This is a genomic window from Sphingobium baderi, assembly GCF_001456115.1.
Taxonomy (GTDB): Bacteria; Pseudomonadota; Alphaproteobacteria; order Sphingomonadales; family Sphingomonadaceae; genus Sphingobium; species Sphingobium baderi_A.
Map to the genome: position 1 here is coordinate 3,974,804 of NZ_CP013264.1, position 22,485 is coordinate 3,997,288.

The window sequence follows — 22,485 nt, forward strand, 5'->3', positions numbered from 1 at the left end:
CCGATGTGGACCGATACCACTCGTGCGCTTCATGCGCGACGCGGGCTGATTTTGCCAAGTGATTTGACGGATGCCGAGTGGGCGGTGCTTGAACCACTGTTGCCACCGGCGTCACATGTGGCGCGGCCGCGCAAATGGCCGATGCGACGGATTGTCGAAGCGATACTGTTCCTGCTGCGTGGTGGCCTACCATGGCGGATGCTGCCTCCCTGTTTTCCGCCGGCCTCGACAGTGCGGCGCTGGCTTTACCTCTGGCGCGAAACCGGCCGGTGGCTGACGATGAACCATGTTTTGCTTATGGCATGCCGCGAGATGACGGGCCGGGAGGCATCGCCATCGGCGGGTGTGATCGACAGCCAGAGCGTCAAAACCGCGGAAAGCGGAGGCCTTTGCGGCTATGATGCTAGCAAGAAGGTCAAGGGACGAAAGCGTCATATCCTGACCGACACCGAGGGAAATCTGGTGCACGCGGTGATCCACACCGCTGATATTCAGGACCGCGACGGTGCGCCGATGGTGCTGCGCGAAATCATCCGGCGCTTTCCGTGGCTGCGGCACGTCTTCGCCGATGGCGGCTATGCTGGCGACAAACTCCGGGAGGCTTTGCGGCGAATGGGGAAATGGACCGTTGAAATCATTAAGCGGTCAGACACCGCCAAAGGCTTTGAGGCGCTGCCCCGCCGGTGGGTTGTCGAACGCACGCTGGCTTGGCTCAATCGAAACCGACGTCTCGCCAAGGACTTCGAACAAACCATCGCATCGGCAACGGCATGGCTTTTCATCGCATCCAAGGACGTCGGCGAGTTTCTCCAAGCTACAGACTGCATTCCGGGATCGCGCGTGAGCGCGACATCAGAATCTTGGTCACCGGCAGGAAAAACTGGCTGTGCGGCGATACTGTCGCCGGCGCTAGGGCAAGCCATGCCTACCGAAAAATTTTTTGTCGCCACTATCTTTTCGAGTTTCGCCAGGAAGAAGCGCTCACTCCATAGTCCGAGCGACTTTGCCTCCGTCGGGCGTAAAAAACGTCTGACATCTTCGGCGGCGGCCTCCCAGGCTATAGCACCTATCGTGTTTCGCCGCGTGCCCTTCAACCACGCAACGTCGTTGTGCCCCGCCCATGGGCCTGCCTGGATCAGCGCGGCCTGAAGATGCATCAGATTGACAGATACTCCGTTCGAGACATACCATGAGAAGTCATATCGGCTGATCCGCGGAGCGCGAGCGCACCGCGAATGAGTTTGTCCTGGTGCGGCGCGCCTCGACATCGAGCGCCCAGACGGCATCGCTTGCCTCGCTTGCAGCGCCGCGGCGAGAAGAGATATGGTGAAGCCGATCTCGGGTTCGAGGGCGAGGCCACCTTCCAAGGCAAAGGCATGACGGAGCGAAATGTCTCCCGTCCAGCTGTGCAAACGATAGTGGCTGGTGACCTTGCTGGCGCCAAAAAGGGCGTGCTTGCTGAAGACTATGTTCTTGCCGCCCCTGGAACTTGTGTATATGCCTCCGCACCGTCGTTCCGATCATGTTCTGAGACGGGGGCGGCTGAGACGCTAGTTGGCTGAAATTCGAATTTGCGAAGGGTTTTAATGCTCTTTCTTGCACATCGTGGATTATGGACTGCGCTGGATGCGCGCAACAGTCGGTCTGGTCTGAAAGCGGCGTTCGAACTGGGTTTCGGTGTTGAAACCGACATTCGGGATTTCGACGGGCGATTGGTGATCAGTCATGACATGGCTACTCCAGATTCGCTTCCGCTGTCCGTCATGCTTGCTGACTATGATGCTGCTGGAAGGCCGGGTCAGTTGGCTCTAAACGTCAAGGCAGACGGTCTTACTGCAGCCTTGATCGAGGAGTTGGACACTTTTGCGGGCATGCGTCAAAACGCGTTCGTATTTGATATGTCTGTTCCAGACACCATTCAATATATCGGCAAGGGATTACAGGTTTTTACTAGGCATAGTGAATATGAACCCACGCCGCCGCTTGAAATGCAGTCCCAAGGGGTATGGATGGACTGCTTTGTAAATGCGTGGGTCGATCCCGATGCGATTATGGAGCGCATGAGAAGAGGTCAAAAGGTCGCTATTGTCTCCCCGGAGCTCCATAAGCGCGATATCTATCATAGATTTTGGAAAATTTTGAAGGGTCGGATTAAAAAATCCGATCTTTGTGCTGATATATTGAATGATAATTTGATGCTATGCACCGATTTCCCAAGGGAAGCTGCAGAATTTTTCAAGGATTTGTGATGACCATTAAAGCAATATTGTTCGATATGGACGGTGTTCTCATCGAAGCTAAAGATTGGCATTATGAGGCTCTGAATCAGGCTCTGGATTTGTTCGGGATGCCGATAGATCGTCATGCCCACCTCGCCACTTTCGACGGGCTTCCAACGAAAAGAAAATTGGAAATTCTTGGGATAGCCCACGGGCTACCTGCTCAGCTTCATGGCTTCATAAACGAGATGAAGCAAAACTTTACTGAAACGCTAGTTTATTCAAGCTGCCGCCCTACATTTCATCACCAATATGCGCTTAGCAAATTAAAGGCTGATGGATATAAGATTGCAGTATGCTCCAACTCGGTTAGGGCTACTGTCTCATTGATGATGAAATTGTCTAAGCTGGATCGTTATTTGGATTTTCAACTTTCGAATGAGGATGTTGAAAAGGCGAAGCCGGCCCCGGATATCTATTTGGAGGCTATGCGTCGCCTTGATTTGGCTCCCCACGAATGCTTGATTGTTGAAGATAATGACCATGGATTCCAGGCCGCTCAAGCCAGCGGTGGACATGTCATGCGCGTCGGAACAACAGAAGACGTCACGTTCGATCGGATCAACGCAGCAATAACCAGCATTCAAGGAAATTAATGTGAATATTCTTGTCCCCGTCGCTGGTGCCACGCCCTATTTTTCAAGCGAGGAGTTCCCTTTCCCCAAACCGCTTATTGAAATTGCCAACCGACCGATGATCGCCTGGGCAGTTGAAAATCTGCAAGCATTGGAAGGTGAAAACAAGTTCATCTTCGTCACCATGCAAGACGAAGCCGTTAAATACTCATATGAGCATGTGTTGCGCCTTCTGGCAGGAGATAATGTTGAGGTTGTAAAGCTCTCGGCTCGGACGGCGGGCGCTTTGTGCAGCTGCCTTATGGCTATCGAGCATATCTCTCCAGACGAGCCACTGGTAATCGCGAATTACGATCAAGTTATTGATGGCGAATTCCACGATCTGATTTCTCGCTTCAAGGAACTTGGTGCAGACGCCGGTGTGCTGACTTTCGATGCTACCCATCCACGTTGGTCTTACGTGAAGACGAGCGGCGCCGAGGTCGTTGAAGCTGCCGAGAAGCGGGTAATTTCACGTCAAGCGATAGCCGGAATGTATTGGTTCGCTAGAGGCGCCGACTTTATCGCTGCTGCGCTGGAAACAATTCGCGTCAATGATAGCGTGGATGAGCAGTTTTTCGTCGCACCAGTGCTGAACCAGTTGGTGCTTGCCGGGAAGCGGGTGGCTGCTATCCCGATGCGCGACAATTCAAAAATGCATAGCTTCTTCCTGCCTGCTCGTATTCAGGTCTTCGAGCAAGAGCTTCAGGTTGAAGGCGTTGCCGCCAAGGCGAGGGACGAGGGGGGCTTAAATTTGGTCAATGTTGTGATCCCGGCCGCTGGCGAAGGCTCGCGCTTTGCCAAGGCCGGCTACACCGCACCAAAACCGTTCATTGATGTGGTCGGCAAGCCGATGCTTGCCCATGTGATCGAAAATGTCGCTGTACGGAACGCTAAATTCACGCTGCTCCTCCGCGAAGACCATCTGGCGCAATATGCTGGAACCATTAGCGGTGGAAGAGATGTTGATCTTACCATTATGCCGGTAGCTCAGCTTACCGAAGGGACAGCATGTACCTTACTTTTGGCGCGAAAGCATTTCGACACCGCAGCGCCGCTTCTGGTGGCAAACTCAGACCAGTTGGTTGAGTTTGATTGCCAGGATTTTGTTGATGATGCCCGTAAGCGGGGCCTTGATGGATCAATCCTTGTTTTTCGGGATATCGAACGCAATCCGAAATGGTCATTCGCTGCGCTCGACGAGAATGGCCATGTGACAGAAGTGGCTGAAAAAAAGGCGATATCTGATTTGGCGACCGTTGGGATTTATCTGTTCATGAACGGAACGGAATTCGTCAGAGCCGCTGTTGACATGATTGCTCATAATGATCGCGTCAATAATGAGTTCTATACGTGCCCGGTTTATAACTACTTGATCAAGAATGGTGCCAAAATCGGTGTCTACGAAGTGCCTTCGGCTGCAATGTCCGGATTGGGCACGCCAGAGGATCTGGATAGCTATTTGATGCGTACTGTGGGCGATAACGCTCGGTCACTACACGCACCAGCTTGATCTCATGGAAATAGTCATCCCCTTGGCCGGTCCAGACTTTGAACGGCCTGATGGCTTTACGAAGGCTGAAATAACCATTGATGGCACGCCGCTGCTGGTGCGCGCGCTGACATCGCGTTCATGGTGGCGGCGCGGGGAAGTTTCAGCCTCTGACTCGATCTTTGTGCTTAAAGATACTGAATGCAGCCGGGCATTTGCTGCCCGAAGCTTGCTCAAATGGTTCCCCGGTGCCCGTACAATATATCTTTCCCATCCAACTGCCGGGGCGGCATTTTCAGCTATGGCCGGTGTAGCCGTCTGCGACCCCACCAAACTTCTTTGTGTCGACCTTGCTGATATCCTTTACGATGAGGCGTACGAGCCTGAAAGCATCTTCTCTGCCGACCCAAATCTTGGAGGCATGGTTCCAGTATTTCGGGCTGATAACCCGATATATAGCTACGTTGAGTTGGGCAGTGATGGGAAAGTAATAAGAACAGCCGAGAAGAGCATGATTTCTTCCGATGCATCGGCGGGCACTTATTTTTTTCGGGATGCATCAGTTTATTCAATGGCGGTGGGTCATGCTATCCGTAACCGACAAGAACAGACATATCGCGATATTTATTTCATATGCCCATTATTTAACGGTGTGATCTTCGCTGGTCATGATGTCCGAACGTTCGATGTGAATAATGTCATAGACATAAAAATTTAATGATGCCGTGTAGATGGCTGTCAAAAATTAAGCAATTGGATACATCGAAGAACCGACGGATTTCGGCATGATGGCATTGCGAGCGGGCGGTGGCGCGCGGAATGGACTTCTTCGCCCCTGATTTGCTGATTTCGGTTTGATTGTCCCGGCTTTTGCGTCGGTTTTGGTGTCATTCGGGCGCAGTCCCCCCCTCGAGCCAGGCAAGCCGCTGGAAGTTGTAGGCCAAGTTGGCCAAGCCGATCTTGATGCGGGCACGGGCAATGCCGATGGTGCACACGATCAAGCCCATGCGATGCTTCTGCCCGGCAAAGACGTGCTCGACCGCTGAACGAATGGCGGATCGCTTTGCATTGGCGCGGGTGACGTGACCCCCTGATTTTCCTCCAAGTTGGATTAGAGTCCGGCCCTGACAGAAGGACGGACGAGATGAAGAGAAGTATCCATCCGGTGAAGGCCGCGGCAGTGCTATATATCGTGGTCGGCGATGAGCGTTGTGAGGTTTTCGACGCCGTATTCGGTAAATGCCATCGCGCCGTCCGGACGATCAAGGCTGTACACCCAGATCAGCCCGTCTTCCGGGTCCATGCCCGACGCGAGTTCAGCAATCAGATCTTCTTCGACGCTTAGATGACGCGCTACGAGTGCGATCGTGCTGACCGAATGGACCTTGTTAACGTGCGCCATCAAGCTGCGATTCTGGCTCGCCCAGATTCCCAGTTCCAGGGCAGTAGTTCGTCGATCCGGTGGGCAGGATGTCCGGCGATGCGCGCGAGGACATCGGCCAGCCACGCCTGCGGATCGACATCGTTGAGCCGGGCCGTCTGGATCAGCGTGTAGAGCACGGCCGCGCGCTGTCCGCCGCGGTCGGAACCGCAGAACAGCCATGCCTTGCGGCCAAGCGGCACACAGCGCAGCGCCCGCTCGGCAGCGTTGTTCGTGATGCAGATCCGGCCATCATCGAGGAACCGGGTGAAGGCACCCCAGCGCCGGAGCATATAGTTGATGGCCTTGGCCATATCATGGCTGCGCGACAGCTTCGCGAGCTGCGCGGTGAGCCAGGCGTGCAGGCCCGCCATCAGCGGCGCGCTGCGTTCCTGCCGGAGTGCAACACGCTCGCCTGGCGTTTTGCCGTTGATGCCGCGCTCGATCTCGAACAGGGCATCGAGGCGCTGCACGGCTTCTAGCGCGATCGGGTAGATCATGCCGTTGCGTCCGCCGCGGCTTCTCCTGCGCGCGGCTCCCTCGACATCGGCCAGCTCGAAGAATTTGCGCCGTGCATGCGCGAAGCAGCCCGCCTCGATCACGGGTGCTGGCTGACGACCGGGAGCGTAAAGCTCGTTGTAGCCGCCATAGGCATCGGCCTGCAGGATCCCTGCCCAGGACGCCAGATGCTCCCGTGGATGCTCACCGCGCCGATCGCGGGAATAGTGGAACAAGGCTGCTGGCGGATCGGAGCCGGCGAAGGGCCGGTCATCGCGCACATAAACCCACAGGCGCGCCGTATCGGTCTTGCCCTTCGCCATGACCGGCACGGTCGTATCGTCGCCATGGATCCGGGCTGCATCCAGCACATGGGCTTCGATCCGCCGGTAGAGCGGCATGAGTGCGAAGGCGGCGGCACCGACCTGATCGGCCAGGGTCGAGGTGCTGAGCGCTACGCCTTCGCGGGCGAAGCGCTCGGCCTGCCGGTTGAGGGGCTGGTGCTGACCGTACTTCTCAAAAAGTAGCATGGCGAGGAAGCTGGGCCCGGCCCATCCGCGCGGCACGACATGGAACGGCGCCGGGGGCTGCGTAATCGTCTCGCAATCCCGGCAGGAGAACTTCTCACGCACCGTCCGGATCACCTTCCACTGGCGCGGGATCACTTCCAGCGTCTCGGTGATATCCTCTCCCAGCTTTGACAGACGCGCGCTGCCGCAGGACGGGCACGAACAGGGCGCGGGGATGACGACGCGTTCGCGGGGCAGATGTTCGGGGAACGGCTTGCGGCTCGGGCGCTTGCGGTCGAACGCGGCAACCTCGCTCGTCTTCGCCGGAGCGGCTTCGGCAGCGCAATCATTCTCGCAGGCATCGGCCTCGAGATCTTCGAGCTGCAATTCCAACTGGTCGAGCAGACGTCGGCTGCGTTCGGCGCTGGCGCCATATTGCTCGCGACGCAGCCTGGCGATCTGCAGCTTGAGGTGCGCGATCAGCGCCTCGATCGCGCTCTCGCGGGCCCTGGCCTTGGCAAGGCGTGCCTCGGCATCATCGGCGCGTGAGAGCGCGGCGGCCAGCAGCGCCTTGAGCGCTTCGACGTCGTCCGGCAGGGGCGATGCGGCCGTGTCCATAAGGGGCATGGAATCACAGATCGGCCTTCGGTCAAAGCCCAAAATGCGCCAGCCAACGAAGAAAATGCAGCCCCTATCCGGCGCTCTGCGGACGCCATGAATATTGCGGGTTACGCCAGTCGATCCCCTCCAGCAGGCAGGACAATTGGGCATTGGTCAGCGAGACGATGCCCTCTCTCGCCGAGGGCCAGACGAAGCGACCCTTCTCGAGCCGTTTGGCATAAAGCGACATGCCGATGCCGTCGTGCCAGATGATCTTGACCAGCGATCCCGTCCGCCCTCGGAACACGAACAGGTCGCCGCCATGTGGATCGCGCTTCAGGCCCTGCTGAACCTGCAAGGCCAACCCCTGCATGCCCTTGCGCATGTCCGTGTGGCCCATCGCGATCCAGACCCTCGCGCCCGATGGGATCATCGCAGCGCCTTCAAGGTCGCCGAAACCAGTGCGGCAGGCGCATTCGACGAAATGCGCACGCACCGACCATTGCCAAGATCGACCGTGACCGCGGCACACGGATCGTGATCGGCAGGCTGCTCATCATCGGCGAGCACGGCCTGGGCGAAATTTATCTCCGGTACCGGCAAGGACGCAGCCGCCGACTGTTCGCGCAACTTGCGACGCCATGTGTAGATCAGGCTGGTCGAAACGTCGCGCCGCCGCGATACATCGGCAACGCAGGCGCCCGGCGCAAAGGCCTCGGCGAGGATCTCAATCCGCTCCTCCTCGCTCCAACGCCGACGACGCTCCGGCCCCGTCATCACCGTGATCTGACCCATGCTCCGCTCCTAAGCTCGCTCATACGAGCGTTCTTAAGACCGGTCGTTCACTCGCCGGACAAGGCGGGCCTCACCGGATGGGTACGAAGAGAACGAGGTTTTCAGAAGAGCAGATCATCGGGGTGCTGAAGGAAGCCGAGGCGGGCGCGAAGACCGCCGATCTGGCCCGGCGGCACGGGGTTTCCGAAGCGACGATCTACAACTGGAAGTCGAAGTATGGCGGGATGGAAGTGTCCGACGCCCGCCGACTGAAGGAACTCGAGAGCGAGAACGCGAAGCTCAAGCGGCTGCTGGCCGATGCGATGCTGGACAAGGCTGCGCTGAAGGGTCTTCTGGCAAAAAAGTTCTGACGCCCGCCGCGAAGCGGGAAGCTGTCGCTCATCTCCAGGCCTGCCACGGGATGAGCGAGCGGCGGGCGTGCCGTGTCATCGATGCCGATCGCATGAGCGTGCGTTACCGTTCCGCACGGGACGATGATGCTGGTCTGCGCGAGAAGCTGCGCGAGTTGGCCAACCAGCGTCGCCGGTTCGGCTATCGTCGTCTGCATATCCTGCTGCGCCGGGAGGGGATCATGATCAACCGCAAGAAGACCCAGAGGCTCTACCGTGAGGAAGGGCTGGCGGTCAGGCGAAGACGTAGCCGCAGGCGTGCTGTCGGCACGAGAGCACCTGCTCCGGTTCTGGCGCTTCCGAACCAGCGCTGGAGCCTGGACTTCGTTCACGACCAGATGGCTTCGGGAAGACGGTTCCGCGTGCTCAACGTAGTCGATGACGTGACCAGGGAGTGCCTGGCAGCCGTGCCGGACACATCGATCTCGGGTCGCCGGGTAGTGCGCGAGCTGACCGAGCTGATCGAACGGCGTGGCAAGCCCGGCATGATCGTCAGCGACAATGGCACGGAACTCACCAGCAATGCGGTACTGGCATGGTGCGGCGAGATCGGCGTTGAGTGGCATTACATCGCGCCGGGAAGGCCGATGCAGAACGGATACGTCGAGAGCTTCAACGGTCGCATGCGTGACGAGCTTCTCAACGAAACACTGTTCATGAGCATGACCCATGCTCGGTTTGAGATCGCTGCTTGGGTAGAAGACTACAACCGGGAGAGGCCGCACTCATCGCTTGGCTACGCAACCCCGGCGGCATTCGCCGCCGAACTGGATAGGCAATGGCCTGCTTCGCTACGCCCTACGGGCTCCGCTACGCAGCCCATTGCTTCAACCGCGCTCATGCGCAAAACAACCGCCCGGCTCTAATCCCAGCTGGAGGAAAGCTCGGGGTCACGTCACCTGCGCCGTCATAGCGGCGCATTCGCTGTTGGGCAAAAGCGAACAGCATGGCGATCAGCAGCCCCGCAATGATCCTCAAGACGCAAAGAAGCGCGTCACCCGCTCCTTGAACTTCTGAGGCTTGCGAAACGGATAGGTGACTGCGCGTATGAACATCGGCGGCTTTTTCTTGAGTTCCGGCTGCCCGCTAGAGGGCACCCCGCCCTGAACCTTCTCATACAACAGCTTTTCATCTGGATTCCGGCGCATCCACTCGAACGAGAAATGATGGTCAGTGTGGTATTTCGGGAAATGGATCGGGAATAGCCGGTCCGGCACTGAGATGATGTGTGTAGAGAAATAGAACTCGCTAAGTGCAATCACTTCCTTGCACATATCAGCATAGTGCCGAATATCCACTGGCACTTTCTTCGCTACCGCACTGGTCATGACATACTGTTCTGGCGCAAGCTTTGACAGATCAGCAAGGCGAAATCGGTTCGGCTGTGAATGATCGAGAAAGTGATAAGCCTCCTCATCGCTTTGCAGCGAGATATCCCATAGTGCCAGGATATCTTCCCGCAACCCGAAGCTCGCATGGTCGGACGGATGGAACGGTAACGGATGATTTGGAAGCCGCTCCAAGATCTGCGACGTATTGCGGGACGACAGGTTGTTCGTGACGATCGGGCGCGAAAAGATATTGCGCTTGTCCGTCTTTAGCGGTTTGGCTTTCTCAAAAACTTCAATGAATTCAATGCCCTGCAACACCATGTCGGTCCGGATTTTCAGGGCATATTTCCGCGTCGCAGCTTTCAATCCAGCAACGGTGCTGACAATCTGCCGGTTCACGTTGTTCGGCACAAAACTAGGCCAGGTTCCTTGTGGGCCGGGATCCTTGCTCTGGACGATCTTGTCGAACCCAAAGTCGTCAACCTTCTGATTTGCCCAAGTAGAAAGGATCACCTCTGCGTCGGGAAGCAACTTACGAACGTTTTGATACAGGGCAAAGGTGATGCCGAGTCCGCTGACAGGGTCATGTGTCCAATCGACGGGCCCTTGCATGATAACGCTGATATCGTTGCTATCGATCATGCCTGTTCCCCCGGATGCGCCTTGCGGAAGTGTTGCTTGATACCGCCTCCGATCAACCGGCTATAGAGTTTGGCCGGAAATTTCGCGAATAGTTCGGTCATGAGATTGCGCCAAGACTGAGCCTCTATGCCGTGAGAGATGCCGAGTTCGTGAGAAATTATCTGATCGATCTTATAGAGCAGCACGAGTTGATAGAAGTCCTGATTTTTGTCAAATTGAGCAAGCGTATGGTCGACCGATGCCTTGAGACACGCTTGCTTGTGCCCAGCTGACACGTCGTGCCAAGTCTGGGTAGTCTGACCGCCTCGTTCGCGGCGATAGTGATAGAGAGTCAGATTACAAAAAGCCGGATTCTTGGCGTGCTGCATCAACGACAGGGAAAATGGCAAATCCTCATAGAGCGTGAGGTTACACATTGCCTTGAGCGCCGCATTACGGACATTGGCGGAAAAGAAGTTCATCCAGATCGTGTGATTGAGGTCAGCTAACTCCTTGGCGTCTTCATCTTTAGTCGGCTTCGGCATCAACACTTCCACCTCTGGCTCCGGCGACGGATACGTCCAGCCCCAGAAGTGGCGGTTTAGGTCGTTATAGAGGTCATACCCAAACTGCACGAGATCGCTCTTGAGATTGAGCGCAGTCATGAGCACGTACTCGACCGCATCGTCGTTCAGCCAATCGTCGCCATCGATAATAAGAAAATAATCGCCTGTGGCATGCTCAAGGCCGACACGGCGCGCGCCGTTGGCGCCAAGATCCACATTGTGCAGATGGATACGTGAATCGAATTTTGCCATGCTCTCGATGCGTGAAGCAGTGCCATCCTTTGAACCGTCATCGACCACGACCACCTCGATGTTAGGATAGGTCTGGTTTAGGCAAGAGATCAGCGCGTGGCAGATATGATTCTCAATATCCTTTGCAATGACGATGATGCTGACCTTTTTGTTTTGCCCCATCTTAAGTACTTCGGGCCGGACGGATTGTGCATAAGGAAGATGGGCCAGCGCATTTCGATAGGGGATTATGTGCGAAACGATCTCAGACTCATATTCGCTGGTAATTTCGATGATCTCGCCGGTATCGATGCGGATAACCTCTCCCTCTGCGACATGAACGCCGTTGATGGTGACCGTCCCCTTCGCAACTCCAAGAAACTCGGTGCCGCGGCGGTTAAAGCGAGCGGTGATTCTCTGCCCGGGCTTCAGGGTCTGTCGCAGGGTTTTTGCGTCGGGTTTCAGATAATGGTATCCAAATGTTCTCTGCGCTAACGCAATTAGATAGCTTTCCACTTGGGATGGCATACGCAACAGGCCGCCATGTTCATTGTCGTTTTCTGAAGCGATCTCGCCCCCCGACGAATTTCGAATCTGCAAATCAGCCACCTTCGGAAAAGTTCGAGAGGGGAGTTATGCCATGGGTTTCCGCACTGCAACCTCAAATGGCTGACGCGGCTCGCCCTAACTGTGCCACCGAGCGCCATACGATGCCGGTCAAAGGGAGGCATGCACCGCACAGTTCAATCAGACAGTTCATGCTAGACGGCGATGGATGGGAAGGCTACGGTCTAAACCCACCCCAAACCCTGGATCATACCGGCTTGTGTTAAGGTTGAACCCTTTATGGATATCGCTCGCGTCAGCACCGAAACGGACGCAAAAGGATTTGAGAGTGGCCAGCATGGCAAGAGCCATCGTACCCGCGCTCCCGCAATGATCGTAAACAAGATCAAGAACTTGCGTCCAGTATTCTTGACTACGGTGGTTATCCCGACGCTGCTGGCGGCGCTATATTTCGGGCTGCTTGCATCAGACGTCTACATTTCCGAGTCTCGGTTCATCGTCCGAAGCCCCGACAAGCCCGCTCCGACTGGATTTGGCGTATTGCTGAAGGGGGCGAGCCTGGCAGGTGCAGGAGAAGAAATATACGCCGCCCAAGATTACGTAGCGTCGCGAGATGCACTCCAAGCCCTGAATAAGGATGGCGCATTCACGCGCGCTTATGGCACGACAGCGGTGTCCTTTTTCGACCGCTTCAACGCCGGTGGCTTTCATCCCACCTTTGAAGATCTATACAAATATTATGAAAAGAAAGTGTCGGTTGCACATGACACTACCTCCTCCATCGTCACGCTGACGGTGCGTGCCTTCACCCCCCGGGATGCACAGCACTTCAATGAGCAATTGCTCGAGATGGCAGAAGCAACAGTGAACAAGCTCAATGACCGGGGGCGGCAAGATCTAATCCGCTTTGCCAGCCGAGAAGTTGATGACGCAAAGGCGAAGTCACAGGCCGCAGCACTAGCGCTTTCGGCATACAGAAACCAGGCTGGCGTTGTTGATCCGGAAAAGCAAGCTACAGTGCAGATCCAGATGATCTCCAAGCTTCAAGACGAACTCATTGCCACTCGCACGCAACTGCTTGAATTGAGAGCGTTTGCTCCCCAAAACCCTCAGGTTGAAGTGTTGGTTACGCGAGCCAGGGGACTCAGCGGGGAAATCGATGAGCAACTGGGTCTGGTCGCCGGCAGCCAGAAATCTCTTTCATCTCGTGCTGCTCAATATCAGCGTCTGGCGCTGGAAAGCCAATTTGCCGACAAGCAATTGGCCAGTGCAATGACATCCCTCGAGGAAGCACGGAATGAAGCCCGCCGCAAGCAGGCCTATGTTGAACGCATCGTTCAGCCCAACCTGCCGGACGATGCTCTGGAGCCCCGTCGGCTTCGCGGTATAATTTCGACCTTCATTCTCGGGATCGTCGCATGGGGCGTCATAAGTATGCTGATAGCCGGTGTGCTGGAGCACAAGGACTAATCGACAGGTGACGAGCATATCACAACTCGCTACCTTCGGAAGAAGCGCGGCCATTCAGGGAAGAGTTATTTATGCCTTGCTGATGCGTGAGGTGCTGACCCGATACGGCAGGCACAATATAGGCTTTCTCTGGCTATTTGTAGAGCCCATGCTCTTCACGACCGGAGTCACTATCCTCTGGTCCCTTTTTAAGGCAAACCATGGTTCCTCGTTGCCGATCGTCGCTTTCGCCCTGACTGGCTATTCAAGTGTGCTACTGTGGCGGAACATGCCCAATCGATGCATTGGCGCCATCGAGCCCAACCTTGCCTTGATGTACCATCGCAATGTTCGCCCAATCGATATCTTCGCAGCCCGCTTGCTGCTCGAGGCAGGAGGCGCAACTATTTCCTTCATTACCCTCTGTCTTTTCTACATCTACATCGGTTGGTTGGAACCGCCAGCCGACGTACTTACGGTTGTGGAAGGATGGTTGTTGATTGCTTGGTTTGGCGCCAGCTTGGCAATGTTCCTAGGAGCACTGGGCGAAAAGACGGAGTTAGTCGAACGGTTCTGGCACCCGGTTTCATATCTGATGTTTCCTTTGTCCGGTGCTGCATTCATGGTCGATGCCCTCCCAAGCGCCGCGCAAAAATATATCCTCTATGTGCCGATGGTGAACGGCGTTGAACTTATCCGAAAGGGCTATTTCGGTGATCAGGTGCGCGTGCATTATGATCTGACATATCTTCTGGGATGCTGCATTGTGCTGACGTTGCTGGCGCTGTCGCAGGTCACCGCAATTAGTCGGGAGATAACCCCCGAATGATCAATGTCGAACATGTCAATAAGGTCTACCCGACCCGCGCAGGCCCTCGGCTTGTGTTAGATGATATTTCCTTTTCGCTTCGCCGCGGTGAGAAATTGGGCATCCTTGGCCGAAACGGCGCTGGCAAGTCGACACTGATCCGATTGGTAAGTGGGGCAGAACGCCCAACCTCTGGTATTATTTCCAGATCCATGTCCGTATCATGGCCGCTTGCTTTTGGAGGAGCCTTTCAAACCTCCCTAACCGGACTTGATAATGTGCGGTTCATAAGTCGAATCTATCGACAAGATTACAGACAAAATATCGACTTCGTCGCAGATTTCACAGAACTTGGCTTGTATTTAAAGGAGCCGGTGCGGTCATACTCGCAGGGAATGCGTGCCCGTCTCGCCTTCGCTATTTCAATGATAATTGAGTTCGATTGCTATCTGATTGATGAGATCAGCGCAGTTGGCGATGCAAAATTTCATGAAAAATGCGAATCTGAACTGTTTCATAAACGGGGCGATCGGGCAATGTTAATCATCTCTCACGATCCTAATTACGTCCGACATCACTGTCAGAAATTTGCTGTCCTGCACGACGGAAAAATGAGTTTTTTTAGCAATTTCGATGAGGCCCATGACAAGCATCTGCATAATCTGCACATGGCTTTCTAGAAGGTCTCCTGTGACTTGGAATAATCTGGATGCATAATCAATTTTCTGTTGATTATTATCAGCATTATTATGAGAAAAACGGACTCACTTATTGGTCTGGACGTTCAGCGCCATCCTTCGTGAACGTCTCATCTACCTGTTTGATCGATCACAATAGCGCATTGCGCGAAAGACCAGATCGCCACGGCAAATATGATGCAGTGTATTTCACAGAGGAAAATCTGGGAAATCTACCTCAATGGCGCTTAATCCTTGATGAACTTCTGAGACTTTTACGACCGGAACGCAAAACTCTCCTAATTCTCAAAGTTACGCCAGTTCGAATGGCAAGAGCTGAATTTTTCAGCATGCTCAAATGTCGCTACGATATTTCCTTAACACAGAAAGAACCTCCTGCCGGCCTGCGAGATGTCGATCTGATTGTTCTGGAATGTTTCAGGAAAGACACCCATCCACGGCTAGATACGCTGGGTTTTGGCATAATTTCAGATGGCAACCGGCCTCATCGTGTATCTCAGTTCATCAGCAGTATATTGCAGATAAAAGGTATCCATAAAGTAGATTGGCGAATAGGTTTGTGCGGACCTCACACACTGCTGGAGAGCATGCCCGATAATATTTCCAATCAAATTTTTGGCAAACTGGTCTTCGTTGAAGAGCCATCCGAATGGCGTTCCGCAGGATGGATAACAAGGAAAAAAAACTTACTTGTTAATATTTTGCATTCCGAGAATATTATTATTGTTCATGATAGATATATTGTTCCATGCGATTTTCTAGAAAAATTTTACGAATTTGGCGCAGATTTCGATTTCATTTCACCAGGGCAGACACGAGATGGTTTGAGATTTCCAGATTGGACGGCGACGTCCGCAGAATGGGATTCAAGCAGAACGTACCTTTTACCTTATAATGCATGCAGCCGATCTTCCTATGTCAATGGTGGGGCTATTATTGCCAAGCGGAACGTTCTTGTCCGAAGCGGATGGAATGAGCTGTTATTCTGGGATCAGTGCGAGGACATCGAATTAACCCGGAGATTAGAGGATCTAGGTATTATAGCCCGCAGTGCGCCCAGTCTACGGCTCGAGGTGATCGACGCCAGACCGAGCTATGAGCGGGCGTTCGAACGAACCAGGCATGACGGCTCTCCGATGCCTGCCGATAAGCAGGTGCTTCAAGGCCTGCCGGTCCGATTGCCTGAAAAGACTCTGCTGCAGGTAGAAGATAGCGGAATCATAGCCTGGCCTTCCCTGTGGCGCACCTCAAAGGACGGCCTCGTCGCTATGGAGCCTCAAGTGGATTTGGCTCTTTGTAATGTCACCGGTAATCCTGCTCACATTCGTTTAGCATGCAAACTGACCTCGAATGCCAACGGCCCGTTGCAAATCCACATCAATGGTGTTTTTGTCCCGGCTTCATATGACGGCGCAGTGTTGACCCTGCCGGTCGATCACCTGCCGAAAGCCGCTGGAGGGCAACTCGTCATCAGCTTTAATGCTGTCGACCAACTCATCATCAGTTCAATCGAACTCGGAAAGGCCGTCGAGAAGGTAAGTTATCCCGTGATCATGGCTCGCGACAACCCCCTCGCAGAAGGCCTGCTTGGCAAAGGATGGTGGGGGCTAGAGGCGTGGGGAGCGTGGTCTGAGCGAATTGCCAGTACCCTGTATCTACCTCTTCCCTGTGACGAAAACAAGGATATCAGACTATCACTCGGGATCAAGACGCTTCCCAATCTCGATCAGCCCAAGAAGGCGGTGGGAATATCCTGCAATGGAATTTCAATCGGTTACTTTTCCGTGATCAGTGACGGGAAGGGGCGAACATATAAGATACGCATCCCATCTTCCGTTGCACGACAGTCCTCTCCCATGACAATCGAACTGTCGATGTTAAGCGCATCCTCCCCATCGCAGAGCAGCCATTCCGATGATCAGAGGAAGATTGGGGTTGGGTTGACGAAAGTTGACATACGCCCCGTATCACGAGGGCTCTGTACCTTCCTCCCAGCATCTCTAAGTAAGATTTGCAGATAAAACTCCACATTCCGATTTTTTGGAAGTGTGCGGGAGGTTCTGCAAAATCTATTGAGGATCTGAGTGGCCATGGCAGGCTGGTGATGTTCAACGTCACCAACTCCAATGGAGTCCCACCATGACCAAGAATGGGAATGACGTGACCCCGAGCTTTCCTCCAGCTGGGATTAGAGCCGGGCGGTTGTTTTGCGCATGAGCGCGGTTGAAGCAATGGGCTGCGTAGCGGAGCCCGTAGGGCGTAGCGAAGCAGGCCATTGCCTATCCAGTTCGGCGGCGAATGCCGCCGGGGTTGCGTAGCCAAGCGATGAGTGCGGCCTCTCCCGGTTGTAGTCTTCTACCCAAGCAGCGATCTCAAACCGAGCATGGGTCATGCTCATGAACAGTGTTTCGTTGAGAAGCTCGTCACGCATGCGACCGTTGAAGCTCTCGACGTATCCGTTCTGCATCGGCCTTCCCGGCGCGATGTAATGCCACTCAACGCCGATCTCGCCGCACCATGCCAGTACCGCATTGCTGGTGAGTTCCGTGCCATTGTCGCTGACGATCATGCCGGGCTTGCCACGCCGTTCGATCAGCTCGGTCAGCTCGCGCACTACCCGGCGACCCGAGATCGATGTGTCCGGCACGGCTGCCAGGCACTCCCTGGTCACGTCATCGACTACGTTGAGCACGCGGAACCGTCTTCCCGAAGCCATCTGGTCGTGAACGAAGTCCAGGCTCCAGCGCTGGTTCGGAAGCGCCAGAACCGGAGCAGGTGCTCTCGTGCCGACAGCACGCCTGCGGCTACGTCTTCGCCTGACCGCCAGCCCTTCCTCACGGTAGAGCCTCTGGGTCTTCTTGCGGTTGATCATGATCCCCTCCCGGCGCAGCAGGATATGCAGACGACGATAGCCGAACCGGCGACGCTGGTTGGCCAACTCGCGCAGCTTCTCGCGCAGACCAGCATCATCGTCCCGTGCGGAACGGTAACGCACGCTCATGCGATCGGCATCGATGACACGGCACGCCCGCCGCTCGCTCATCCCGTGGCAGGCCTGGAGATGAGCGACAGCTTCCCGCTTCGCGGCGGGCGTCAGAACTTTTTTGCCAGAAGACCCTTCAGCGCAGCCTTGTCCAGCATCGCATCGGCCAGCAGCCGCTTGAGCTTCGCGTTCTCGCTCTCGAGTTCCTTCAGTCGGCGGGCGTCGGACACTTCCATCCCGCCATACTTCGACTTCCAGTTGTAGATCGTCGCTTCGGAAACCCCGTGCCGCCGGGCCAGATCGGCGGTCTTCGCGCCCGCCTCGGCTTCCTTCAGCACCCCGATGATCTGCTCTTCTGAAAACCTCGTTCTCTTCATCTCGTCCGTCCTTCTGTCAGGGCCGGACTCTAATCCAACTTGGAGGAAAATCAGGGGGTCACGTCAGATCAGGACAATGATGCAAGATGCGCCTATTAACAACTGCTTTCGATAACGCACCATGCTTTAACAATCAAACTATGCCACGCAAAAGATGTTGCGCGGAATCTGCCCAACAAGCCTCAGGAGGCCTGATCTTAATCAGACCCGCCTCGATCTCGCCCGCCCAGCTTTCAATGCAGCGCCGTAAATCGTGAGAGCTAGCATTCTGCGGGAAAAAATATACGCCTGATTCTTCGTGACTTCTAAACACTGGAATGTCGCGCGCAAGCACAGGCTTTTGGTGCCCCAAGGCCTCAATCAGCGGCAACCCAAAGCCTTCCGCATAGGACGCGATGATCACTCCCTCACAAGCCTGATAGATTTTTTCAAGCTCGACATCTTCAACATCGTCGAACCACAAAAGCCTCTTGCCAAATTCGGCGTGGCCGACAATGTAGTCACGCAGATTTTCCACGTGCCATCCCATTCGTCCGACCAATATCAGTGGCTGAACAGCTCCATCTGCCCAGAGCTCTTCGAATGCTGCAATAACAAGTTCATGGCCCTTACGAGGCTCGAGTGTTCCGACCATCAGAAAGAAAGGATGGGCAAGATCAAACCTTACACCCACATCGACGATCACGGAAGGATCGACTATCGTTTGCAAGATATTATATCCCATAGGCAAAACCTTAGTCTTGTAACCTTGGGATAGACCATATCTTGCATTCAGCGTACACCTAAGCTGTTGCTCGGTTTGTTCCGAATTACAAAAAAAACCGTCTGCTATTCCTGCGATTATGTCTAGCCACGCTTTGTAGCGGAGCACCGTGTTTCGAGAAAACCATTCAGGATACTCAAGCGGCAGTAGATCATGCACCAGAAACCATAGAGTGCCGCCATCACGACGGAATTGCATCAATTGACGCCCATAGCGACGGACAGCATCCAACGAAAAGTCCAGCCCGACGAAGACATCGCCAGGGCGCGCTTCAATTTCTGAACAATCTACAGCCGACTCATGATAAGGCCAAGCAATGCCGTGATATGGAGAGTGCCGGTTAGCGGCTACAAACTGAACGTCCCATCCGGAAAAACGATCATCGGCTAACGCTAGCGCCAAAGCCCGAACAACCCGCTGAATGCCGGTGCCGGCATCATCCTTGCTGATTACCGCCAAATCAACTAAGAGGCGACGCGTATGCTCTTGGCTGTGTACAGCCTTTTGCTGACTACGACGACGCTGGCGACGAATCCAGAACCTATCAAATGCGCGACCGGCAACCGCTTGCTTGACCCGAAAGGGCAGCAAATCCCAAAATACCCTCAAGCGTCGGTAATCCATCTTCTTTGGCCTTCAGGCCAAGCCTACATTGCGGTCGCCGTGGTGGCTACCGGCAAGACGGTCGAATAGATCACATTCACAAATTTCTGAATGTCAGCCAAAGGCGCATTTGAGACGTAGAGCAAGTCCCTATTGCGAATGGGGAAGCTTTGGGCGACAAAGAAGGTCGCTGGGTCCTTCATGTTGATACGATAGATAATCGGTATTTTGCCATTTGGAGACGTCTTCACCGAATTGCGGGTAGTCGGCTCAAGAGCGTTGGGCTCTTCCAGTCTAAATATAAAAACGCCCTTTACATCTGCCCGCGTGTCCTGCAACCCAGATATCCGACCCAGTGCCTGAGCTAGCGTGAGGCCCGTTCCTTCGAACGGAACCTCATCGTTCTTGCCAATCGCTCCTAATGCGGTGAAGCTAAACGGCTGAAACAGAACGGTCATAATGTCATCAGGCTGCAGACGCACATTCTGCGATGGATCACGGATCACGGATTCAAGTGGCAAGGACACCACCTTTATACCGCGGGTGATTTGAATCGTCATTTTGCCCACAGGTTGTTTGACGCCGCCCGCTGAAGCTAGGATGTCGAGTACACGCTCGCCACGCGCCGTCAGCGGCACTCGAGCGCTGCCTGCCACATCTCCGACAACTGTCACGTTGGCCGCAGCATTGCGAACCAGGCGAACTACCGCCTGAGGCTGGTGCGCTTTGCCCATAAGACGAGAACTGATTTCCCGTGCGATCGCTTGCGGCGCTCGGCCGGCTGCCCGGACCTGACCCACGAATGGAACCGTGATCTGCCCATCGCTGTCGACCATCTGCTCAGGCAACGAGGTCGCCCGACCGCCTGCTCCTAACTTGGTATCGCCGCTCGTCCCAAATAATACGGCGGGCGGGGCTTCCCATATAGCGACATCAAGCACATCGCCATTTCCGACAATGGCTCCGACAGGTGTTCCTTCGCCCAGTTCTTCCGAGAAAAGATGCTGACGATCAATCGTCAGCATCTGGCGCGTCACCGCGTCCGTGACGTCAACAACCTTGATTTCCGCGCCCCCTACTTCTCGTCCAGCTTCGGCTCGCGCTATGCCCCGGCCCGAAGGGCCAGTGGCGGGCATGATCGCACACGCCTGCAGCACAAGGGTGGAACTGATCAATCCCATGATTTTGACTGAAGCGGCGTTTTTTTTCATGTCAGGTGGGCCAATATTGTGAAGTTGAGCAACGGTCATCTCAGATCGACAGCGGCTCTATGTCCCACCCTTAAGCGTGGATCAAGGACCGGACAACATAATTCCATCATAACAAACCGCTGCCCAGTAATGCTCGGGAGATCGCCCGCCTGCCCCTGTCCAGGCTTCGTCACCGGCCAGAACGAAAGATCCGGCAAGTCACCGCTTGCAAAGGGAGAACCGTCCATAGAGGTAGTAGGTCGCCTCGGACATGCCCATTTTCCGGCACATTTGGAAACCGGCGTGCCGGCCTCCGCACGGCGCATCGCAAATGCGATCAGCTCGCCCGTTAACTTCGACTTCTTGATGCAAAATCTCCGTAGGCATTCTGTGAAGGCCGCGGATCAGGCGGCTTCGCGTTGATCTTCGGCGGCGCGCCAATTGGATACATCGAAGAACCGACGGATTTCGGCATGATGGCATTGCGAGCGGGCGGTGGCGCGCGGAATGGACTTCTTCGCCCCTGATTTGCTGATTTCGGTTTGATTGTCCCGGCTTTTGCGTCGGTTTTGGTGTCATTCGGGCGCAGTCCCCCCCTCGAGCCAGGCAAGCCGCTGGAAGTTGTAGGCCAAGTTGGCCAAGCCGATCTTGATGCGGGCACGGGCAATGCCGATGGTGCACACGATCAAGCCCATGCGATGCTTCTGCCCGGCAAAGACGTGCTCGACCGCTGAACGAATGGCGGATCGCTTTGCATTGGCGCGGGCGGTACGCTCGGGCATGGCGCGGCGGTTGGGCTTGCGCTGGTGGATGTTGCTTTTGAACATGCCCCTGGCGAGGAAGGCCTCGTTCTTTTTCGATCGGTAGGCGGTATCCGCCCAGACGCCTGCCCCCGTGTTGTCCCGGCTGCCGAGTTCCGGCAATCGCGCACCGTCATGGGCATTGGCGGCGCTGGCATCCCAGGTGCGGATCAGCCCATGCGCCCGGTCGATACCGATGTGGTTCTTGTAGCCGAACATCGGGATGGCGAGGTCCACCGGCTTGAACGCCTTGGGATCGGCGCCTTCCTTCACCTTGGCCTTGGTGTATTTCACGCTCCAGCAGGCATCGCGATCCTTCTGGCGGAGTTTGGCCGACCTTGCCTTCCAGCTCTCGGGGATCCGGCCATCCTTGATCGCGGCCTTCTTCTCCTCGCTATTCCGCTGCTTCGGCGCCGGCACGACGGTGGCGTCGATGATCTGCCCACCCATGGCGAGATAGCCCCGGTCGGTAAGCGCGGCATCGAAGCGGGCGAAGAGCTTGTCGATCGTCTCGGCCTGAACGAGCTTCTCGCGGAACAACCACACCGTGGTAGCATCGGGCACCGTGCCATCGAGGCCCAGTCCCAGGAAGCGCTGGAACGACAGGCGATCCTTGATCTGGAACTCGGTGGCCTCGTCTGACAGGGAATAGAGCGCCTGCAGCACCAAAATCTTGAACATGAGCACCGGGTCAAATGGCGGGCGGCCGCCCTTGACGCGAACACTGCGCCGGAGCGCCGCCACCAGCGGGCCCCGGAAAACCTCAAAGTCGACGACACCGGCCAAGCGCTCAAGTGGATCGCCTGCCGCGCTCAGCGCCTCGTACCGGTCCGAAAGATCAAAGAAACCAGGCTGTCCCGCCATCGCCGCCTCCGCTCTCACGCAAAGGCAGTGAATCATCC

19 protein-coding genes and 2 pseudogenes are annotated in these 22,485 nt (G+C 55.5%); 10 read left to right on the forward strand and 11 right to left on the reverse strand.

Features of this window, described 5'->3' with window-relative positions:
* Window positions 1-3 precede the first annotated feature (3 nt).
* From ATN00_RS19470 to ATN00_RS19490, 5 genes and pseudogenes are all read left to right on the forward strand, one after another.
* Window positions 4-789, forward strand: a pseudogene (locus ATN00_RS19470) (IS5 family transposase); the annotation flags it as partial.
* Window positions 790-1,586: 797 nt separating this feature from the next.
* Window positions 1,587-2,249, forward strand: coding sequence for a PI-PLC domain-containing protein (locus tag ATN00_RS19475; RefSeq protein WP_062067993.1), 663 nt, complete (start codon window positions 1,587-1,589; stop codon window positions 2,247-2,249).
* Window positions 2,249-2,875, forward strand: coding sequence for an HAD family hydrolase (locus ATN00_RS19480; protein ID WP_062067994.1), 627 nt, complete (start codon window positions 2,249-2,251; stop codon window positions 2,873-2,875). Before ATN00_RS19475 ends, ATN00_RS19480 begins: the two co-directional genes overlap by 1 nt.
* A 1-nt stretch (window position 2,876) precedes the next feature.
* Entirely contained in the window at window positions 2,877-4,406 is a 1,530-nt protein-coding gene (locus tag ATN00_RS19485) for a glycosyltransferase family 2 protein (protein WP_062067995.1), read from the forward strand.
* Window positions 4,407-4,410: 4 nt separating this feature from the next.
* Window positions 4,411-5,103 carry a glycosyltransferase family protein gene (locus ATN00_RS19490; protein WP_062067996.1) on the forward strand — a complete coding sequence of 231 codons (693 nt, stop codon included), beginning with the start codon at window positions 4,411-4,413 and terminating at the stop codon, window positions 5,101-5,103.
* 169 nt (window positions 5,104-5,272) lie between these two features.
* Here the strand turns inward: ATN00_RS19490 and ATN00_RS23030 are convergent.
* The 5 genes and pseudogenes from ATN00_RS23030 to tnpA all read right to left on the reverse strand — a co-directional run.
* Window positions 5,273-5,467: pseudogene (locus tag ATN00_RS23030) on the reverse strand (IS5/IS1182 family transposase); the annotation flags it as partial.
* A 101-nt stretch (window positions 5,468-5,568) separates the two neighbouring features.
* On the reverse strand, window positions 5,569-5,787 hold the full coding sequence (locus tag ATN00_RS19495) for a hypothetical protein (RefSeq protein WP_062067998.1): 219 nt from the start codon (window positions 5,785-5,787) through the stop codon (window positions 5,569-5,571).
* Window positions 5,787-7,430: an IS66 family transposase gene (gene tnpC / locus ATN00_RS19500; protein WP_062068000.1), complete on the reverse strand. Its 1,644-nt coding sequence runs from the start codon at window positions 7,428-7,430 to the stop codon at window positions 5,787-5,789. Before tnpC ends, ATN00_RS19495 begins: the two co-directional genes overlap by 1 nt.
* Before the next feature lie 73 nt (window positions 7,431-7,503).
* Complete coding sequence (gene tnpB / locus ATN00_RS19505) at window positions 7,504-7,845, reverse strand: IS66 family insertion sequence element accessory protein TnpB (RefSeq protein WP_062068002.1); 342 nt, start codon at window positions 7,843-7,845, stop codon at window positions 7,504-7,506.
* Window positions 7,842-8,207, reverse strand: a complete 366-nt coding sequence (gene tnpA, locus ATN00_RS19510; RefSeq protein ID WP_062068004.1) for an IS66-like element accessory protein TnpA — start codon at window positions 8,205-8,207, stop codon at window positions 7,842-7,844. Before tnpA ends, tnpB begins: the two co-directional genes overlap by 4 nt.
* 77 nt (window positions 8,208-8,284) lie before the next feature.
* Between tnpA and ATN00_RS19520 the strand changes: the two genes are divergently transcribed.
* Window positions 8,285-9,462, forward strand: a protein-coding gene (locus tag ATN00_RS19520) for an IS3 family transposase (RefSeq protein ID WP_156415315.1) whose coding sequence is annotated in 2 segments (ribosomal slippage) — window positions 8,285-8,543 and window positions 8,543-9,462 — 1,179 coding nt in all. Because the reading frame shifts where the segments join, the coding sequence is not laid out codon by codon here.
* 108 nt (window positions 9,463-9,570) lie between these two features.
* On the opposite strand, the gene ATN00_RS19525 is transcribed toward ATN00_RS19520, so the two are convergent.
* Complete coding sequence (locus ATN00_RS19525; protein ID WP_062068010.1) at window positions 9,571-10,569, reverse strand: WavE lipopolysaccharide synthesis family protein; 999 nt, start codon at window positions 10,567-10,569, stop codon at window positions 9,571-9,573.
* A complete protein-coding gene (locus ATN00_RS19530; protein ID WP_062068012.1) occupies window positions 10,566-11,954 on the reverse strand; it encodes a glycosyltransferase in 1,389 nt (462 codons plus the stop codon). Before ATN00_RS19530 ends, ATN00_RS19525 begins: the two co-directional genes overlap by 4 nt.
* Window positions 11,955-12,191: 237 nt before the next feature.
* Between ATN00_RS19530 and ATN00_RS19535 the strand changes: the two genes are divergently transcribed.
* The 4 genes from ATN00_RS19535 to ATN00_RS23490 are packed head-to-tail and all read left to right on the forward strand — an operon-like array spanning window position 12,192 to window position 16,888.
* Window positions 12,192-13,382, forward strand: a complete 1,191-nt coding sequence (locus ATN00_RS19535; protein WP_335338079.1) for a KpsE/RkpR family capsule polysaccharide export protein — start codon at window positions 12,192-12,194, stop codon at window positions 13,380-13,382.
* Between the two features lie 7 nt (window positions 13,383-13,389).
* Entirely contained in the window at window positions 13,390-14,190 is an 801-nt protein-coding gene (locus ATN00_RS19540; RefSeq protein WP_062068013.1) for an ABC transporter permease, read from the forward strand.
* Entirely contained in the window at window positions 14,187-14,849 is a 663-nt protein-coding gene (locus ATN00_RS23035; RefSeq protein WP_082635266.1) for an ABC transporter ATP-binding protein, read from the forward strand. Before ATN00_RS19540 ends, ATN00_RS23035 begins: the two co-directional genes overlap by 4 nt.
* Window positions 14,850-14,878: 29 nt before the next feature.
* Window positions 14,879-16,888, forward strand: coding sequence for a hypothetical protein (locus tag ATN00_RS23490; protein WP_156415316.1), 2,010 nt, complete (start codon window positions 14,879-14,881; stop codon window positions 16,886-16,888).
* A gap of 167 nt (window positions 16,889-17,055) precedes the next feature.
* Here the strand turns inward: ATN00_RS23490 and ATN00_RS19550 are convergent.
* From ATN00_RS19550 to ATN00_RS19570, 4 genes are all read right to left on the reverse strand, one after another.
* Window positions 17,056-18,227, reverse strand: a protein-coding gene (locus tag ATN00_RS19550; RefSeq protein ID WP_156415317.1) for an IS3 family transposase whose coding sequence is annotated in 2 segments (ribosomal slippage) — window positions 17,056-17,975 and window positions 17,975-18,227 — 1,173 coding nt in all. Because the reading frame shifts where the segments join, the coding sequence is not laid out codon by codon here.
* Between the two features lie 133 nt (window positions 18,228-18,360).
* Window positions 18,361-19,614 (reverse strand): glycosyltransferase family 4 protein, encoded by a 1,254-nt coding sequence (locus ATN00_RS19560; protein ID WP_197413630.1) that lies wholly within the window; start codon window positions 19,612-19,614, stop codon window positions 18,361-18,363.
* A 23-nt stretch (window positions 19,615-19,637) separates the two neighbouring features.
* Complete coding sequence (locus tag ATN00_RS19565) at window positions 19,638-20,843, reverse strand: polysaccharide biosynthesis/export family protein (RefSeq protein WP_082635267.1); 1,206 nt, start codon at window positions 20,841-20,843, stop codon at window positions 19,638-19,640.
* Window positions 20,844-21,358: 515 nt separating this feature from the next.
* Window positions 21,359-22,447: an IS5 family transposase gene (locus ATN00_RS19570; RefSeq protein ID WP_062068020.1), complete on the reverse strand. Its 1,089-nt coding sequence runs from the start codon at window positions 22,445-22,447 to the stop codon at window positions 21,359-21,361.
* Window positions 22,448-22,485 lie beyond the last annotated feature (38 nt).

Bases quoted from the DNA above. Each gene is read 5' to 3' on its own strand.
- ATN00_RS19475 (WP_062067993.1), top strand. From the start codon at position 1,587: ATGCTCTTTCTTGCACATCGTGGATTATGGACTGCGCTGGATGCGCGC.
- ATN00_RS19480 (WP_062067994.1), top strand. From the start codon at position 2,249: ATGACCATTAAAGCAATATTGTTCGATATGGACGGTGTTCTCATCGAA.
- ATN00_RS19490 (WP_062067996.1), top strand. From the start codon at position 4,411: ATGGAAATAGTCATCCCCTTGGCCGGTCCAGACTTTGAACGGCCTGAT.
- ATN00_RS19495 (WP_062067998.1), bottom strand. From the start codon at position 5,787: ATGGCGCACGTTAACAAGGTCCATTCGGTCAGCACGATCGCACTCGTA.
- tnpC (WP_062068000.1), bottom strand. From the start codon at position 7,430: ATGGACACGGCCGCATCGCCCCTGCCGGACGACGTCGAAGCGCTCAAG.
- tnpB (WP_062068002.1), bottom strand. From the start codon at position 7,845: ATGATCCCATCGGGCGCGAGGGTCTGGATCGCGATGGGCCACACGGAC.
- tnpA (WP_062068004.1), bottom strand. From the start codon at position 8,207: ATGGGTCAGATCACGGTGATGACGGGGCCGGAGCGTCGTCGGCGTTGG.
- ATN00_RS19525 (WP_062068010.1), bottom strand. From the start codon at position 10,569: ATGATCGATAGCAACGATATCAGCGTTATCATGCAAGGGCCCGTCGAT.
- ATN00_RS19535 (WP_335338079.1), top strand. From the start codon at position 12,192: ATGGATATCGCTCGCGTCAGCACCGAAACGGACGCAAAAGGATTTGAG.
- ATN00_RS23035 (WP_082635266.1), top strand. From the start codon at position 14,187: ATGATCAATGTCGAACATGTCAATAAGGTCTACCCGACCCGCGCAGGC.
- ATN00_RS23490 (WP_156415316.1), top strand. From the start codon at position 14,879: ATGCATAATCAATTTTCTGTTGATTATTATCAGCATTATTATGAGAAA.
- ATN00_RS19560 (WP_197413630.1), bottom strand. From the start codon at position 19,614: ATGGATTACCGACGCTTGAGGGTATTTTGGGATTTGCTGCCCTTTCGG.
- ATN00_RS19565 (WP_082635267.1), bottom strand. From the start codon at position 20,843: ATGACCGTTGCTCAACTTCACAATATTGGCCCACCTGACATGAAAAAA.
- ATN00_RS19570 (WP_062068020.1), bottom strand. From the start codon at position 22,447: ATGGCGGGACAGCCTGGTTTCTTTGATCTTTCGGACCGGTACGAGGCG.